Origin of the sequence: uncultured Nevskia sp. (assembly GCF_903885465.1) — a bacterium.
In the GTDB taxonomy this organism is placed as follows: Bacteria; Pseudomonadota; Gammaproteobacteria; order Nevskiales; family Nevskiaceae; genus Nevskia.
Genome location: NZ_CAISIQ010000162.1, coordinates 1 through 16,592, shown reverse-complemented (window position 1 = coordinate 16,592; position 16,592 = coordinate 1). Strand labels below are relative to the sequence as shown.

Below are 16,592 nucleotides of genomic sequence, written 5' to 3'. Positions count from 1 at the left end.
GCCGACGCACGCTGCCGCCGACGATCAGCGCATCGACGAAGCTGACGTGATTGCAGATGACGATCGCCGGCCCTTCCTCGGGAATGTTCTCCAGCCCTGAAACACGGATGCGGTACAGCACGCGGATCATCATCCAGGCGACGAAGCGCATCAGGAATTCCGGCACCAGGCCGTAGATGAATACCGCGACGCCGGCATTGAGAATCGCCGCGGCGAGGAACAGTTGCGGGATGTTCAAGCCAAGCTTCAGCAGCGCGATCGCCAGCATCGCCGAGGCGACCATGAACGCGGCGTTGAGGATGTTGTTGCCGGCGATGATCCGGGAACGATGGCTGGCGGCCGAACGGGTCTGGATCAGCGCGTACAGCGGCACGATGAACAGGCCGCCGGCAACACCGATCAGCATCAGATCGGCGAGCACGCGGATGCTGCCGGCCTGCGCCAGCCAAGCTGCCGCACCGAGGCCCGTGGTCACCGCCTCAGCCGGTGCTGCGAAGTACAGGTCGACGCCGAACAGGCTCAGGCCGATCGAGCCCAGCGGCACCAGACCGATCTCGACTCGATGGCCGGACAAGCGCTCGCAGAGCAGCGAACCGAGGCCGATGCCGAGCGAGAACACGGTCAGCAGACAGGTCACTACCTGTTCGTTGCCGCCGAGGTTCAGCTTGGTCCAGTTCGGCAACTGGGCGAGGAAGGTGGCGCCGTAGAACCAGAACCAGGAAATGCCGAGCACCGACAGGAACACCGTGCGGTTGCTGCGCATGAAAGCGATGTTGCGCCAGGTTTCGCTGAAGGCATTCCAGTTGATCTTCAGATCGGGTGCTGCCGCAGGCGCCGTTGGAATCGCCCGCGCCGTGAGATAGCCGAGCACCGCGATCGCCACGATCACGATGCTGACACCGGGCACGCCGTAGCTGCGCGCAATCAGCCAGCCGCCGAGCATCGTCCCGAGCAGGATCGCCAGGAAGGTGGCCGCTTCCACCCAGGCGTTGCCGCTGATCAGCTCGGCAGGATGCAGCGCCTGCGGCAGGATCGAATATTTCACCGGGCCGAACAGCGCCGACTGCGCGCCCATCAGAAACAGCACGCCGAGCAGGAACGGCACCTGGCCGAGATACAGGCCGATCACGGCGAGTCCCATGATGCCGATCTCGACGAACTTGATGATCCGGATCAGCCGCGCTTTCTCGTACTTCTCGGCCAGCTGGCCGGCCGTTGCCGAGAACAGGAAGAACGGCAGGATGAACAGACCGGCGGCCAGGTTCACGTAGAGATTGATCTGGTCCTGACTCAGGCCGGCGATGCCGAAGCTGACCAGGATCACCAGTGCGTTCTTGAATACGTTGTCGTTGAACGCGCCGAGCGTCTGGGTCCAGAAGAACGGGCCGAAGCGACGGGTGCCGAGGAGGTTTTCGCGGGGAGCGTCTTGCATGCGCAGTCTCATCGTTCAGATGCAGCAGCCTCGCATGAAGATCCGGGCACGACCACGTGCAGCCCGACGCACGTGCGCTTCGAGGGCAGGCCCGGTGCCATGGCGCCGCCCTCGCCGCATCGCTATCGTGTCGGCCTCTCAACCGGAGCCAAGCCCATGGATTTCGCCCCCAGCCCGCGTACGCAGGATTACCTTCGCCGCATCCGCGCCTTCATCAAGGACCGCGTGCTGCCGGTGGAAGCGCAGCATCTGCGCGAGATCGCCGAGCGCAAAGTCGGTGGCGACTGGACGCAGTGGACGGTGAGCCCCGAGTTCGAAGCGCTCAAGGCCGATGCCAAGGCGCAAGGCCTGTGGAACCTGTTCCTGCCGGACCCGGACCTCGGCGGCGGCTTGAGCCATGTCGAGTACGCAACGCTGGCCGAAGAGATGGGCAAGAGCCTGCTGGCACCGGAAGTGTTCAATTGCTCCGCACCCGACACCGGCAACATGGAGGTGCTCTACAAGTACGGCAGCGACGAGCAGAAGGAGACCTGGCTGAAGCCGCTGCTGGCCGGCGAAGTCCGCTCGGCGTTCTGCATGACCGAGCCCGATGTCGCCTCGTCCGACGCCACCAACATGCGCGCCACGGCGATCGTCGAAGGCAACGAGGTGGTGCTCAACGGCAAGAAGTGGTGGTCATCCGGCATCGGCCATCCGCACTGCAAGGTGGTGATCTTCATGGGCCTGTCGCAGCCGGATTCGGCGCGCCACAGCCAGCATTCGATGGTGCTGGTGCCGATGGACACGCCAGGCATCACCATCAAGCGGATGCTCCCCGTGTTCGGCGAGTACGACCCGCCGGCCGGCCACGGCGAGGTCTGGTTCGACAATGTGCGGCTGCCGGTCTCGGCAATCATCAAGGGCGTCGGCAAGGGCTTCGAGATCGCCCAGGGGCGCCTCGGTCCGGGCCGCATCCATCACTGCATGCGCTGCCTCGGCGCTGCGGAACGTGCCCTGCAATTGATGATCGAGCGTGGGCTTGATCGCGTCGCCTTCGGCAAGCCGCTGATCAACCTCGGTGGCAACCGCGAGCGGATCGCCGATCTGCGCATCGCCATCGATCAGGCGCGCCTGCTGACGCTGTACGCCGCGTGGAAGATCGACAAGGTCGGCGCGCTTGCGGCACTCACGGAAATCTCGGCGATCAAGGTGGTCGCGCCGAACGTGCTGCAGACCGTCGTCGACGCCGCGATCCAGATTCACGGCGGCGCTGGCGTCGCCTACGAAACCATTCTGCCGATGCTCTATGCACAAGCTCGCGTGCTGCGCCTCGCGGACGGCCCGGACGAAGTGCATCGCGGCATGATCGCCAAGGTCGAACTGGCGAAGTACGGCAGCCGTCTGGCCAAGCTCAAGGAATCGCAGTCGTGACCCGTGTCTTCATCACTGGTGGCGCTTCCGGCCTCGGCCGCGCATTGGCCGAAGCCTATGCGCGTGATGGCGCAAGAGTTTGCATCGGCGACATCAATGCCGCGCGCTGTGCGGAAACGCTGGCGGCCCTGACGGCGCTTGGTGCCACGGCGCATGCCCTGCTCTGCAACGTCACCGACGAGGCCAGCCTGCAGGCCGCCGCCGATTGGCTGCAGACGAATTGGGGCGGTGTCGATCTGGTGTTCAACAACGCGGGGGTTGCCGATGCCGGTGGCATCGATGAAATGCCGATCGCCGACTGGCAGTGGATGATCGACATCAACCTGCTCGGCGTGGTGCGCGGCTGCAAGGTGTTCACGCCGATGCTGAAGGCGCAGAAGTCCGGGCATCTGATCAACATCGCGTCGATGGCCGGGCTGATCCATCCGCCGATGATGTCGGCCTACAACGCCACCAAGGCCGCAGTCGTCGCGCTCAGCGAAACCCTGCACGCCGAGCTGCATCCGCATGGCATCAAGCTCAGCGTGGTCTGCCCGGCGTTCTTCCGGACCAATCTTGCCGAGTCGGTCCGCACCGCCAATGCCGACATGGCGCGGCTGACCTCGAAGCTGATCAACAAGTCGCAGATCGGTGCCGACGAGATCGCCGCGCTGGTGAAGGCCGGAGTCGCGAAAGGCGATTTCCATGTGCTGACGCATGTGAAGGAAAAACGCATCTGGCTGTTCAAGCGCGCCGTGCCGTTCGCGGTCTATGCGGCAGCAATGCGCCGGCAGATGGCGAAGATGATGGCCAAGCGGGCGGCACGCTAACGGTGTGCCGAGGCAAGCTCAAGCGTCATTCCCGCGCAGGCGGGCATGACGGCAAGGACGAGCCCCGTGCTTGTCGGTTACCGGACTAAGCCCGCACGCACTCGAATCGCATCCGTTCGCGGCCGTCGACCATCACCGTCCCGACGAACATCGCAAACGGCCGCAGCCACAGACCCGTCGCGTTGTAGAGCGGCCGATAGACCACGTGCGGCTCGAGCGTTTCGCTGTGCCGCGCCACACCGATCACTTCGTACTCGCCGCCCTTGTAATGGCGATAGCGGCCCAGAGGCAGGCTCGGCAGTGCTGGCAGGTCGTCGTTCATCGTCAGGTCGCCGCGTTCGAGGTGGGTGCGATCGTAACTGCCACGAGCCTCCGCCGGGACAGACACAGGCGATTCGTTTTCCAATCGATATATAAAGCACCTAATATCGGCGCTCCGTCATCGCTCTGGTTTCGTCCATGCGCCTGCCCTTCGCGTTCATCGCCCTGTTCGTACTCAGCTTCAACGCCCGGGCGGAAGAAGCCGTGCGCGTGTTCGCGGCCGCCAGCCTGAGCAGCGCGCTGAACGAGATCGGCAAGCAGTGGCAGCAGGCCGGACATCCAGCGCCGAGCCTGGCCTATGCGGCCTCGTCGGCGCTCGCCAAACAGATCGAAGCCGGTGCGCCGGCCGATCTGTTCGCCTCCGCCGATCTCGGCTGGATGGACTACGTCGAGCAGAAGAACAAGCTGGCACCCGGCACCCGCATCAGCCTGCTCGGCAATGCGCTGGTGCTGATCGCGCCCAAAGGCCGCGGCTTCAAGGTCGACATGCGCACTGGCGGCGATCTCGCCAAGGCCTTCGAAGGCAAGCTGTGCACCGGCGAAACCAGCTCGGTACCGGCCGGCATCTACGCCAAGCAGAGCCTGACCGCGCTCGGCTGGTGGGAGGCGTTGCAGGGCCGCATCGTCGGTGCCGATGACGTGCGCACCGCGCTCGCTTTCGTCGAACGCGGCGAATGTGCGGGCGGCATCGTCTACGCCACCGATGCCGCGATCAGCGACAAGGTCGAAGTGGTCGCGACCTTCCCGGCCGACAGCCACAAGCCGGTGATCTACCCGTTCGCGCTGGTCGCCGACGGAAGGCCGGAAGCAGCTGCCTTTCTCGATTACCTGAAGACCTCGCCCGCGGCGGCCACCGTCTTCCAGCGCAATGGCTTCGTGTTGCTGATGCCGAAATGATCCGGCGATGACCCCGCAATGACTCTGACGCCGGACGAGTGGCAGGCGCTCCTGCTGTCAGCGAAGGTCGCCAGCTGCGCAACCCTGATCTGCCTGCCGGCCGGCATCGCGCTGGCCTGGCTGCTGGTCCGTCGCGAGTTCCCCGGCAAGCTGCTGGTCGATGCGCTGGTGCAGTTGCCGATGGTGCTGCCGCCGGTGGTACCCGGGTATTTGCTGTTACTACTGCTCGGCACTCAGGGGCCGGTCGGCGGCTGGCTGCAGGCGCAGTTCGGCATCGTGCTGGCGTTCACCTGGAAAGGTGCGGTGCTGGCCTCAGCGGTGATGGCGTTTCCGCTGATGGTGCAGCCGGTGCGGCTGGCGTTCCGGATGATCGACCGTCGTCTGGAGCACGCCGCCAGCACGCTCGGCGCAACGCCCTGGCGCGTGTTCCTGAGCGTCACCCTGCCGCTGGCGCTGCCCGGCATCATCGCCGGCGCGATGCTGTGCTTCTCGCGCAGCCTCGGCGAATTCGGCGCGACCATGGCTTTCGTCGGCAACATCCCTGGCGAGACCCGCACCCTGCCGCTGGCGATCTACAGCTACACGCATCTGCCCGACGGTGAAGCGGCGGCACTGCGGCTGACCTTGCTGTCGATCGCGCTGGCCTTCGCGGCCTTGATCGCCAGTCATCTGATCACCCACCGTACCGAGCGCCTGCTCGGCCAGCTTGAACCGCGAGGCCGCGATGCTGGCGCTTGATGTGGTGCTCTCGCGTGGCCCCTTCACGCTGTCCGCGAAAGCCGCCATCGGCCCAGGTGTCACCGGCATCTGCGGCCCCTCCGGCGCGGGCAAGAGCACCTTGCTGAGCCTGATCGCCGGCCTGCTGAAACCGCAGCGCGGTTCGCTGCATTTCGGCAATGACTGCCTGGTCGATGTCGACCGCGGGCGTTTCGTGCCGCCCTGGCAGCGTCACTTCGGCCTGGTGTTCCAGGATGGTCAGCTGTTCCCGCATCTGAGCGTGCGCGACAACCTGCTGTACGGCTGGAAGCAGCTGGCGCCGGATGCGCGTCGATTCACCCTGGATCAGGTCGCCGCGCTGCTGGAGATCGACGGCCTGCTCGCGCGCCGGCCGCTGCAGCTGTCCGGTGGCGAGCGCCAGCGGGTCGCACTCGGTCGGGCGCTGCTCTATTCGCCGCGCCTGCTGCTGCTCGATGAGCCGCTGTCGTCGCTGGACGAGCGCCTGAAGCAGCAGATCCTGCCGTTCCTGAAGCGGATCAAGACCGAGACCGGCGTGCCGATGATCTATGTCAGCCATTCGCGTGCGGAGGTCGATTACCTCGCCGATCGGGTGCTGACCGTCGATGCCGGGCGGCTGTCGGAGTAGCCCCGACCGGGCTACATCACACCCGACGCAAGCTCCGGCATCTGCTCCAGCGCGTCCTCGATGATCTCCAGCGAATGCCGACATTCCTGCTGGCTGGAGATGCCACCGAGGCAGACCCGCACCGCTTCCGGCGCCGGGCCGGTGACGGTGAAGGCATCGGACACCACCACGCCAACGCCGCTGCTGCGAAGGTGCGTGGCGAACTCGATGCGATTCCACGGCGCCGGCACCCGCAGCCAGAGGTGGAAAGCTTCGGGCTGCGACGAGTAGTCGGCGCGCTTCAGCACTTCGGTGGCGATCGCCTGCCGCGCTCGTGATTCTTCGCGGATCGCTTCGGTGGCGAGCTTGACGGTGCCATCGTTGATCCACTGGGTGGCCAGCATCGTGGTGATCGGCGAAGCCATCACGCTCGAAGTGCGCAGGCTCGACGACAGCCGCGCCGTATACCGCGTGTTCGGCGCCGCCAGATAGCCGACTCGCAGACCAGCGCCGACGCACTTCGCGAAACCGGTGACGTGGAACACCAGCTCCGGCGCCAGCACCGCGAGCGGCACCGGCGCGACGCTGGGCAGGAAACCGTAGGCATCGTCCTCGATGATCGGCACCGAGTAGCGGCGGGCGATCTCGACGATCGCTTCACGACGCGCCTGCGACATGGTCGCCGTCGTCGGGTTCAGGAAGGTGGGGTTGCAATACAAAGCTTTCGGCAGCAGCGAGGCGCAGGCGGCGCCGAAGGCTTCCGGGTCGATGCCTTCGTCATCGCTGGGCAGGCCCATCAAGCGAATGCCGAGCTGCGCGGCCAGGCCCTTCACGCCGGGATAGGTGATCGCTTCGCAGCAGATCGTCTCGCCCGGCCGCGCCAGCACCGAGAACAGCGCCAGCAATGCCGACTGCACGCCGGGCACCACCAGCACGCGGTTCGGCTGCAGATCCGGAATGCGCTCGCCGAGCCAGCGGGCACCGGCCTCGCGATCCGCCGGGCTGCCGCCGAATTCCTGATAGCGCAGCAGCGCGTGCAGATCCGGCACTTCGCGCAGCGCGGCGAAACCGGCGCGCAGGCGCTGCTGGGTGATGCCGTCCTGCGGCTCCGGCGGCATGTTCATGGTCATGTCGATCAGGCCGACCGCCGCCGGCGAGCGCACCACGGTCGGTGCCGGCGTGGCCGGTAGCACGAAGGTGCCGCGGCCGGCCTGGGAGTCGATCAGCTTGCGGCGCTGCGCTTCGGCATAACCGCGCGACACCGTGGTGAAGTTGAGATCGAGATGCTTGGCCAGCGCGCGCAACGGCGGCAGGCGCTGCTCGGCGGCGAGCCGGCCGGCCTGAATGTCATCGGCGATCGCATCGGCAATCGCCAGGTAAGCCGGCTTGGTGCTGGCCCGGACCATCGCAGCCCAGCGGTTCGGCGTCGTGCTCATCGAAAGGGATCTCGGTTTCGGTGCAGCCGGGTCATTCGGCGCTCGGATCGTGCAATGGACAAGCCGCACCGACCGCCCAGCGCTGCGATACGGCCAAGGCATGCAACAGCGCCCTATCGGGCCACAAGTAAATTGCTCATCAATTCATCAGCCTGCGTAGATGATCGCACGGTGATTGCATCGAGGAAAGCCAGTAGTGGCATATCGATTGCTGCAATTCGAAAGTCACGCCGCGCCGCGTGGCGGCAGGGCGCATCAACCACGGAGCGGGGTCATGCCCGAAGTCCATTTTCGCGTGCGCTGGCCCGATCAGTCGGCCACGCGCTGCTATTCACCATCGACGACCATTCGCCGCGCGCTGGGGCCGGGCAAGAGCTATCCGCTCGGCGAGTTCGTATCGATCAGCCGCGCCGCGCTGGAGCGTGGCAGCGAGCGGGTACGCCGCAAGCATGGCTTCGCCTGCGGCCATGCCGAGATGCAGATCGCGATCATCGAAAGCTTCGCCGCCCGCTTCGCCGATCAGCCGGACGCGCAGGTGACGATCGAGGCTTACGAAGACTGATCGCGTCTGCCATCAGCAGCTCACGCAGGGATTGCCCCTGCGTGAGAAGACTCCACGACTCAGGCCGGCATCGGCTTCGCGAGCTTACCGGCAATGTTCAGGCTGACCATGCCGAAACCCGCCGCAACGATGATCGACAGGATGTTGATGACCAGCGGATTGGCGAAGTTCAGGGTCATGAAAGTTTCGTTGCTGAGCTTGTTGGCGCTCAGCAGGTAGGCGAACGTCGATGCATAGCCGATCACCGTGGCCGGAATCGCACCGAACACCGGCAGGTTGGCAGCCAGCGCCATGCAGGCCGTGGTGGCACCGACGACGAGCGCCGGCCACATCGCGCCGGGCAACGGCACCGGCACGTTGAGAATGATCAAGCTTGCGACCGAAGCCAGCACCACGCCGAGACTGCCGCAGATCACCAGGGATTTGAACGCATCCTTGCTGCCGCCGAGTGCCACGCCCATGCAGGTGGCGAGAAACACGGCCCAGATGAAGAACATGCCGAACGACAGCGCGAGGTAGGTCAGCAGCGCACCGATGACTCCGAGCGGAACTGCGAGTGCATTGACGAATTTCATGAAGTGACTCCTTGGAATGGTTGAGAACTGCATCGATCAACGAAGGACTTCATGACAGGAACGGCCGGGCTCCCGGTTACCGCATGCAGGGCCCGCAGGTCAGAAGACCGGACAACTGCTGTGGCCGTTTCACGGCAGCTGTCCGGGTGCTGCAACAACTCGGGGGTGCAACCGCGGCCAGCGCACGGCATGCGCCGATCGACTTCATCGGCGCGCGCTGACCGTCACATCGGAAAGATCAGAACGAGATGAAGAAGCCGACGTTGTAGTTCGAGGTGTTGATCGTCGCGCCGCTGTTGGCTTTCGACTTGGCGTCGGTGTACTCGGTGGTCAGGGTCAGGTTGTCGAGCAGCTTGTGATACAGGCCGATCGTGTACTTGCTGTTCGCCTTGAGCAGATCGCCGCCGTCGGCATCGCCATCGGTGGTGTTCAGGCGGCTGATGCCGTAGTTCGCGCCGAGCGTGGTCTTGGCGTAGGTGTACGTCGCCTGGATGTAGCCGCCCTGGGAAACGCGCGCCTTGCCGGTCGGCGAGAAGCCTTCGATGAAGTACGAGTACGCGCCCAGACCTTCGCCGTAGTAGTAGTGGCCGACCAGTGCGGCACCGGCGTAAGCGACCTTGCTGGTGACGTCGAAGCCGAGCGCGACCGGATTGCGATCGGTCAAAGTGGCGCCGGCGCCGGCCACCGTCAGCTCCTGCTTCTGGTACAGGCCGTCGGCCGACACGAAGCCGTTGAGGCCGGTGGTCGCGCCGAACTTGTACTTGACCTGGCCCTGGATCTGCGGCGCCGGCTTGGCCGAGGCGGTGGAACCGGCACCGATGCCGGTCAGCGCGATCGCATCGAGCGGCTGATAGATGCCGGCCGATACGGTCAGGCCGCTGAAGCTCGGCGTGGTGTAGGTGATGCCGGCGTTCGGTGTCGAGAACAGATGGCCGAAGCCGATCGTGCCGAGCGTGGTGTTGGCTGGCGAGGTCGCGGTGCGCACGCTGGCGACACCGACGGCGATCAGGGTGATGTCGTTGACGATCGCGTCGAAGCCGAGCATCGAATAATCACGGCCGACTTTCAGCGTGCCGAGTTCGGCAGTGCTGAACGTGGCGTAGACCTGTCTGATGTCGAGATTCGGGCTGCCGAGCGCGACGTTGCCAGCACCGCTGCCCAGATTCGGGCCGTTGCCGAACGCGAAGTCGTTGTTCGCCACTCCGGGGTAGAAGCCGTAGAAGACGGCGGTGTCGACGCCGGAAACCTGAGTCTTCACGCCGAGCACGATGCCATTCGGCAGATTGCCGGAGTTCAGGCTGGAAGCCTTGCCCGAGGCGCCCGCCGGCGCTGCGCACAACAGGCTGCCGGCCACCACGCCCGGATTCTTGTCGCAGTTGGTGAAGGTGTAGTTGGTGTTGACGTTGCCGGACACGCTGAAGGTGATGCCGCCGGTTTCAACGGCAAACGCCTGTGCGGCGCCGCTGCCCAGGCCGGCGCCGAGAAACATCAGTGCGGCGCTGCCGCGCGCCAGAATGCGAGTGTTGCTGGTCATGGTGTAGCTCCCTAGGGTTGATCGATCGAACGCAGCGAGAAGGCTTGGAACCCGAAGCGCTCGCTGCCGGGTTCGGCGATCGCAGGAGCAAACGATATGCCAACTGTTGCAGATAATTAGCGATCAATTTCCATAATTGTTCTGCAATGTGTTGCCTGACAAAGGGATTTGCCGGCGCAACAAATTTTCACTGGCTCGGTCATCCGGAGACCGGGTAAACCGGCTGCGAAAAGATGCGATCACTCTAGGAACTTGGTCGAAGAAGAATCGTTAATTATTGTTTTTTATTGATTTTATGGGATATCAGCGATCAGAAATCCTGATCAATTCGATGCGATCACTACTCGAACGAGCCGCTGCGGCCTGACAGAAATTTCCAGAATCGCCGCGCAACAGTTTCGATCACGCAGGCCAAACGCACCGTTTTGCGGCGTTCACCTCGCGATTCGAGTGATCAAACATCAGGCAGATCACTACAATTCCGAAACATCACAATCACTTGCAGCCAGTGTTTCGAACTGGTGCAGACATCGTGCGATCACTGAGCGCGCGTCGAAACGGCGCCAGACGTCCTGCCACACGCATGAAGGTTTGAAAGGCAGACATGAGCCGTCGTCCGCGACCGGCTTTTCCGGCGCTTGAAGACCGGAGGCCAAGCACTGCGTCCTGTCCGAATCACGGGATTCAACAAGGCGCATAAACGTCCAGCAACGCTTTTCGCACTGTTCTGGCGCGCGAAATAAGGGCGTGCGCCCCGATTTCAGGCGAGCTATTCCCGCCCTGAGACCACGCTCGATTGCGTGGCCAGCAAGGACTTCGACGCTGGCCGATCGACCTGCCAATCAAAACTTCAGGGAAACCAACAATTTCCCATACTGATCGCACAGTGATCGCATTTTTTTGCCGATCTATGGCACGTGGATTGCGATAAGCCTGGCGTGACGCCGCCGTCTGGCGCACTGCCCTACAGCCCGCTTTCCATCCGTTTCCCTTGCGCCGCTTGTTTGCGCCGCCATCAGCCAGGAGTCGATCCATGCCAGCAGTCACCACCACCCCGACCAAGAAAGGCGATTTCTTCGTCGATTACGAAGAGAAAGTCTTTGAAGACGTGAAGGCCAAGCCAGGCGAGAAGGCGCTGGTCACCTTCCACACCGTGGCTTTCGAAGGCTCGATCGGCCTGGTCAACATCCTTCAGGCCAAGCGTCTGCAGCGCAAAGGCTTCGAGACCTCGATCCTGCTTTACGGCCCGGGCGTGACCTTAGGCATCCAGCGCGGCTTCCCGACCATCGGCGATGAAGCCTTCCCGGGCGCGCAGAACTTCTCCGGCCAGCTGAACGCGTTCATGGCCGAAGGCGGCAAGGTCTATTGCTGCCGCTTCGCGCTGCAGATGCTCTACGGCCACGGCGAGCATTCGCTGCTGCCGGGCATTCGCCCGATCAATCCGCTCGACGTGCTGGACCTGTGCCTGATGCATCGCGAAGGCGCGTTCGTCATCCACACCTGGACGGTCTGATTCCCGCCGCCCGCTGTTGCTGAGCCCCACCCGCTGATCGCCGAGCTGCGAGCGCCTCCTCAACGCGCGCGGTTCCCGGTCAGCCGGGTGGTGGCGTTTTCAGCAGGCCTCACACCGCATCCCGCTGCACCCAGAACGGATCCCCGTCATGCCCGCCAAGAACATCGTCCGAGTCGCCGCCGCCCAGTTGAACCCGGTGCTCGACTCCGCGACCGGCACCGTCGACAAGGTGCTGAAAGCGATCGCCGACGCTGCCCGAGAAGGCGCGCAACTGATCGTGTTCCCGGAAACGGTGGTGCCTTACTACCCCTATTTTTCGTTCGTCATGCCCGCCGTCTCGATGGGCGCGACGCATCTGAAGCTGTACGAAGATTCGCCGACCGTTCCCGGCCCGGTCACCGATGCCATTGCCGCCGCCGCGAAAGCTGCCGGCATCGTTGTGGTGCTCGGCGTCAATGAGCGCGATCACGGCACGCTCTACAACGCCCAGGTGATCTTCGACGCCGACGGCACCCTGCTGCTCAAGCGCCGCAAGATCACCCCGACCTACCACGAGCGAATGATCTGGGGCATGGGCGACGGCTCAGGTCTGAAAGTGGTCGACTCCGCCGTCGGCCGCATCGGCGCGCTGGCCTGCTGGGAGCACTACAACCCGCTGGCCCGTTATGCGCTGATGGCACAGCACGAGGAAATCCACTGTTCGCAGTTTCCGGGCTCGCTGGTCGGCCCGATCTTCGCCGATCAGATGGAAGTGACCATGCGTCACCACGCGCTGGAATCCGGCTGCTTCGTGGTCAATGCCACCGCCTGGCTGACGCCGGAACAGAAGCGCGACCAAGCGCCGACGCCCGAACTTGAAAAGGCCTTTGCCGGCGGCTGCTACACCGCGATCATCACGCCCGAAGGCCGTCATGTGGTCGAGCCACTGCGCGATGGCGAAGGCCTGCTGATCGCCGACTGCGACATGGCGCTGATCACCAAACGCAAGCGAATGATGGATTCGGTGGGCCACTACGCGCGCCCCGAACTCTTGAGCCTGGTGCTCGATGCCCGCGCCACCGCGCCCGTTTCAGGCTTGCCGACGCAGGACGCAGCGATGCCGCCGAGCGTTGCCGAAACACAGCCGCTCGATGCACCTGCTTCAGACCGCGTCATCCCTCTGCCCGACGCTCGCAAGGCGGCGCTGCGCTGATTCTTGCTTGAAGCCCTTGTTCATCACCCAGGAGCCGTCCATGGAAACCGCCAACACTTCGCAACTGCTGACCGACCTGCAATCGCAGGGTCTGCGTCTGGCCGACGCTTCCGCCGGCGCGCCCAGCCGCCGCGGCGGCGCCGGCCCGAGCGACCACAAGGCAGTGACCATCGACGGCCGCACGATCATGGTGCCGGTGCACTCGGCGGGCGCGATGGCATCGGCCTACGAGGTCAGCGCGCCCGGCGCTGACGGCAAGGCCACGCTCAAACGCAACGCGATTCCGATCAAGGAAATCTCGTTTCCGAAGAATCCGCGCTTCTACAGGATGCAGACCTTCGACGGCATTCCGTACTGGAAGATCGCCACCCTGCACGGCGCCGACGTGCTGGCGACCACGGTGCTGCAGACCTGCGTGCGCTACGGCCGGCGCAGCACTTCCTGCCAGTTCTGCGCGATCGGCGAATCGCTGGCCGGCGGCCGCACGATCAATCGCAAGACGCCGGAGCAACTCGGCGAAGTGGCCCGCGCGGCGATGCTGCTCGACGGCGTCAAGCACATGGTGATGACCACCGGCACGCCGAACTTCACCGATCGCGGCGCCGAAATTCTTTGCGAGTCCGCCTTCGGCGTGAAGGCCGCCACCGTCGCTCATGCCGGCTTCGCCAGCGGCTTGCCGATCCAGGCGCAATGCGAGCCGCCGGACGACGCACGCTGGTATCAGCGCATGAAGAACGCCGGTGTCGATGCGCTGGGCATGCACATCGAAGCGGTCACCCAGTCGGTACGCGAGCAGATCATGCCGGGCAAGGCGACGGTGACCGTCGATCATTACCTGACGGCATTCGAGCAGGCCGTCGCCGTGTTCGGCCGCGGCCAGGTTTCGACCTACATCCTGTACGGCCTCGGCGATACCCGCGAGGCGGTGCTGGAGATGAGCGCGAAGCTCATCGCGCTCGGCGTCTATCCCTTCGTGGTGCCGTTCGTGCCGATCCACGGCACACCGCTGCAGGATCAGCGCTCGCCGAATCCAGTCGAGATGCGCGAGCTACTGGAACCGCTCGGCAAGATGCTGGTTGCCGGTGGATTGAAATCCGCCGACATCAAGGCCGGCTGCGGCAAGTGCGGCGCCTGTTCGTCGCTGTCGGCCTATGGAAAGGCCTGAGGCCATGACCGCCGCCGACTGGATTCCCGCCTGCGCTGCCAGCGAACCCGTCATCACTTACCGGCCGGTGGAATACCGTGTGAAGTTGGCGACTGAAAGCTGGGAACTGCGCCAAGCCCTGGCGCTGCGCCGCGCGGTGTTCTGTGCCGAACAGCGGCTGTTCAATTTCACCGATGCCGACGACATCGACGAGGCCGGCGCGCTGACCTTGGTCGCCGTTTCCTGCATCCACAGCATGGCCGAGGACGTGGTCGGCACCGTGCGCGTCCATGCATTGGGCAACGGCATCTGGCAGGGGTCGCGACTCGCCGTGCGTCGTGACTATCGCGGCCAGGCCTGGCTCGGCAGCGAGCTGATCCACCTGGCTGTCAGCCTCGCTCATGCACGCGGCGCAACGCGCTTCCTGGCCCAGGTACAGCAGCAGAACGTGGCGCTGTTCGAGCGCCTCCACTGGCGCTCGATCGAAGCCATCGAGCTGCGTGGCCGGCCGCATATGCGGATGGAAGCGGACCTCGCCCATTACCCGCCGTGTACCGCCGTCGAGCTGGGTTTCCTGACCACCTTGCGGAGTGCTGCGTGAGCGACGGTCTCGACAGCCTGATCGCCCAGTTGCGCAGCGGGCGCGGCGTGGCCCACAAGCGCGATATCAGCGCGGTGGTCGCCGCGCTTGGCGTCGGCGGCGACAGCGCGATTGCCGTCGGCGACGACTGCGCGGCGATTCCCGATCCCTCCGGCAACGGCTGGTTGCTGCTGGCGATCGAGGGCTTTCTCAGCGAGTTCGTGGAACACGAACCGGTGTTCGCCGGCTGGTGCGGCGTGATGGTCAACGTCTCCGACATCTACGCGATGGGCGGCCGGCCGATCGCCGTCGTCGATGCGATCTGGAGCCGCGATGCCGTGCACGGCGGCGCGATCCTCGAAGGCATGGCGGCGGCCGCGAAGGTCTACGGCGTGCCGGTGGTCGGCGGGCACTCGAATGCGCGCGCCGGCAACGAACAACTGTCGGTCGCGATTCTCGGCAAAGCCAATGCCTTGCTGAGCAGCTTCGAAGCGAAGCCCGGCGATGTGCTGATCTCGGTCGTCGATCTGCGTGGTGGCTATCGCCAGCATTTCTCGAACTGGGATGCTGCCAGCGGCAGCGATCCGGAACGTCTGCGCGGCGACCTGGAAATCCTGCCGAAGCTCGCCGAAGACAGGCTCTGCTGTGCCGCCAAGGACATCAGCAATGCCGGCCTGCTCGGCACCTTGCTGATGTTGCTCGAATGTTCAGGCGTCGGCGCGGAAATCGATCTCGACCAGGTGCCGATGCCGGCCGATGCCGACGCGACACGCTGGCTGCTGCACACCTTTCCGAGCTACGGCTTCGTGCTCGCGGTGCGGCCGAGCCGGGTCGACGAAGTGCTGGCCCGCTTCCAGGCGCGTGATCTCTCGGCATCGGCCATCGGCCGCTGCACGGCGACGCGTCAACTCCATTTGAGCGAAGACGGTGAAACCGCGCTGGCCTGGGATTTCAACGATGAAGCGCTGATCGGCTGTGGGCCAGATGCCACGCCCCACGGTCCGTCCGAATCACTCCCTTCCAACCTGGCGCCCATTCATGCCTGAAGTCCGCTTCGAAGTCCGCTGGCCCGACGACTCCACTTCACTGTGCTACTCGCCGTCGTCGACGATCCGCGATTACTTCAATCCTGGCCAGGCGTATCCGCTGAAGGATTTCCTGCGCTTGAGCCAGGCCGCGCTGAACCACGCCAGCGAGCGCGTGCGCCAGCGCTACGGCTATGCCTGCTCGAGTGCTGCGCAGCAGCTTTCCGAAATCGAACGTCGAGCTACGGCCTATGCGGCCAATACCGACGCCACCGTCACCGTGCTGCGCTTCGAATAAGCACCAGCACCTACCCCGCCCGGAACACGATGAACGACATGACCCGCCAGCTACCCCCCAATCCCCAGCCCAACCATTACCCTGTCATCGTCATCGGTGGCGGGCAGGCCGGCCTGTCGGCGAGCTGGCATCTGAAGCAGCGCGGCATCGCGCATGTGGTGTTCGAGAAGAACCGCATCGCCTATGAATGGCGCGAACGGCGCTGGGATTCGTTCTGTCTGGTGACGCCGAACTGGCAATGCACCCTGCCGGGCTTCCCGTACCAGGGCAACGATCCCTACGGCTTCATGCTCAAGGACGAAATCGTCGCCTACCTCGAAGCCTTCGTGGCGAGCTTCGATCCGCCGGTGCTCGAAGGCGTTGGCGTCACCAAGCTCAGCCGCAATGACAACGGTGGCTATCTGGTTTCCACATCAATCGGTGAATACTCCGCCGACGAAGTGATCATCGCCGTCGGCGGTTATCACCTGCCGACCAAGCCCATGGCCGCCGAACGCCTGCCGGCCGACATGCTGCACCTGC

General features: G+C 64.6%; 18 protein-coding genes. 13 read left to right on the top strand and 5 right to left on the bottom strand.

What is annotated here, in order from left to right; translation table 11 throughout:
- Positions 1–1,432, bottom strand: a 1,432-nt coding sequence (locus QZY06_RS06190; RefSeq protein WP_295681647.1) for an MFS transporter, incomplete at its 3' end; no start/stop codon positions are given.
- Positions 1,433–1,588: 156 nt separating this feature from the next.
- On the opposite strand from QZY06_RS06190, the gene QZY06_RS06185 reads away from it, so the two are divergent.
- A complete protein-coding gene (locus QZY06_RS06185) occupies positions 1,589–2,842 on the top strand; it encodes an acyl-CoA dehydrogenase family protein (RefSeq protein WP_295681646.1) in 1,254 nt (417 codons plus the stop codon).
- A complete protein-coding gene (locus QZY06_RS06180) occupies positions 2,839–3,651 on the top strand; it encodes an SDR family oxidoreductase (protein WP_295681644.1) in 813 nt (270 codons plus the stop codon). Before QZY06_RS06185 ends, QZY06_RS06180 begins: the two co-directional genes overlap by 4 nt.
- Before the next feature lie 85 nt (positions 3,652–3,736).
- Here the strand turns inward: QZY06_RS06180 and QZY06_RS06175 are convergent, their stop codons facing one another.
- A complete protein-coding gene (locus QZY06_RS06175) occupies positions 3,737–3,973 on the bottom strand; it encodes a DUF1653 domain-containing protein (RefSeq protein WP_295681641.1) in 237 nt (78 codons plus the stop codon).
- Positions 3,974–4,110: 137 nt separating this feature from the next.
- On the opposite strand from QZY06_RS06175, the gene modA reads away from it, so the two are divergent.
- Genes modA through QZY06_RS06160 form a run of 3 tightly spaced genes read left to right on the top strand, consistent with a single transcriptional unit; the run spans position 4,111 to position 6,232 of the window.
- On the top strand, positions 4,111–4,869 hold the full coding sequence (modA, locus tag QZY06_RS06170) for a molybdate ABC transporter substrate-binding protein (protein ID WP_295681639.1): 759 nt from the start codon (positions 4,111–4,113) through the stop codon (positions 4,867–4,869).
- A gap of 18 nt (positions 4,870–4,887) precedes the next feature.
- The gene (modB, locus tag QZY06_RS06165; RefSeq protein WP_295681637.1) at positions 4,888–5,607 is read left to right on the top strand and encodes a molybdate ABC transporter permease subunit; all 720 of its coding nucleotides are present in this window, start codon (positions 4,888–4,890) and stop codon (positions 5,605–5,607) included.
- Positions 5,594–6,232 carry an ATP-binding cassette domain-containing protein gene (locus QZY06_RS06160; RefSeq protein ID WP_295681636.1) on the top strand — a complete coding sequence of 213 codons (639 nt, stop codon included), beginning with the start codon at positions 5,594–5,596 and terminating at the stop codon, positions 6,230–6,232. The genes modB and QZY06_RS06160 overlap by 14 nt, the downstream gene beginning before the upstream one ends.
- Before the next feature lie 11 nt (positions 6,233–6,243).
- Here QZY06_RS06160 and QZY06_RS06155 read toward each other — a convergent pair whose 3' ends face one another.
- Positions 6,244–7,647, bottom strand: a complete 1,404-nt coding sequence (locus QZY06_RS06155; RefSeq protein WP_295681633.1) for a PLP-dependent aminotransferase family protein — start codon at positions 7,645–7,647, stop codon at positions 6,244–6,246.
- Between the two features lie 274 nt (positions 7,648–7,921).
- Here QZY06_RS06155 and QZY06_RS06150 point away from each other — a divergent pair, with 274 nt between their 5' ends.
- Entirely contained in the window at positions 7,922–8,209 is a 288-nt protein-coding gene (locus QZY06_RS06150) for an MSMEG_0570 family nitrogen starvation response protein (protein ID WP_295681631.1), read from the top strand.
- Between the two features lie 59 nt (positions 8,210–8,268).
- Here QZY06_RS06150 and QZY06_RS06145 read toward each other — a convergent pair whose 3' ends face one another.
- Both QZY06_RS06145 and QZY06_RS06140 read right to left on the bottom strand, forming a co-directional pair.
- Positions 8,269–8,784, bottom strand: a complete 516-nt coding sequence (locus tag QZY06_RS06145) for a DUF1097 domain-containing protein (RefSeq protein WP_295681628.1) — start codon at positions 8,782–8,784, stop codon at positions 8,269–8,271.
- 238 nt (positions 8,785–9,022) lie between these two features.
- Entirely contained in the window at positions 9,023–10,318 is a 1,296-nt protein-coding gene (locus QZY06_RS06140; RefSeq protein WP_295681625.1) for a porin, read from the bottom strand.
- A 1,033-nt stretch (positions 10,319–11,351) separates the two neighbouring features.
- On the opposite strand from QZY06_RS06140, the gene QZY06_RS06135 reads away from it, so the two are divergent.
- From QZY06_RS06135 to QZY06_RS06105, 7 genes are all read left to right on the top strand, one after another.
- On the top strand, positions 11,352–11,831 hold the full coding sequence (locus QZY06_RS06135; RefSeq protein WP_295681624.1) for an MSMEG_0572/Sll0783 family nitrogen starvation response protein: 480 nt from the start codon (positions 11,352–11,354) through the stop codon (positions 11,829–11,831).
- A gap of 148 nt (positions 11,832–11,979) precedes the next feature.
- Positions 11,980–13,023, top strand: coding sequence for a Nit6803 family nitrilase (locus QZY06_RS06130; RefSeq protein WP_295681622.1), 1,044 nt, complete (start codon positions 11,980–11,982; stop codon positions 13,021–13,023).
- A gap of 40 nt (positions 13,024–13,063) precedes the next feature.
- Positions 13,064–14,188: an MSMEG_0568 family radical SAM protein gene (locus QZY06_RS06125; RefSeq protein ID WP_295681619.1), complete on the top strand. Its 1,125-nt coding sequence runs from the start codon at positions 13,064–13,066 to the stop codon at positions 14,186–14,188.
- Between the two features lie 4 nt (positions 14,189–14,192).
- Positions 14,193–14,768: an MSMEG_0567/Sll0786 family nitrogen starvation N-acetyltransferase gene (locus tag QZY06_RS06120; RefSeq protein WP_295681618.1), complete on the top strand. Its 576-nt coding sequence runs from the start codon at positions 14,193–14,195 to the stop codon at positions 14,766–14,768.
- Positions 14,765–15,793 (top strand): sll0787 family AIR synthase-like protein, encoded by a 1,029-nt coding sequence (locus QZY06_RS06115; protein ID WP_295681616.1) that lies wholly within the window; start codon positions 14,765–14,767, stop codon positions 15,791–15,793. The genes QZY06_RS06120 and QZY06_RS06115 overlap by 4 nt, the downstream gene beginning before the upstream one ends.
- Positions 15,786–16,070, top strand: a complete 285-nt coding sequence (locus tag QZY06_RS06110; protein WP_295681614.1) for an MSMEG_0570 family nitrogen starvation response protein — start codon at positions 15,786–15,788, stop codon at positions 16,068–16,070. Before QZY06_RS06115 ends, QZY06_RS06110 begins: the two co-directional genes overlap by 8 nt.
- 29 nt (positions 16,071–16,099) lie before the next feature.
- Positions 16,100–16,592 (top strand): NAD(P)-binding domain-containing protein (locus QZY06_RS06105; RefSeq protein WP_295681612.1); only part of this gene is annotated, 493 nt, incomplete at its 3' end.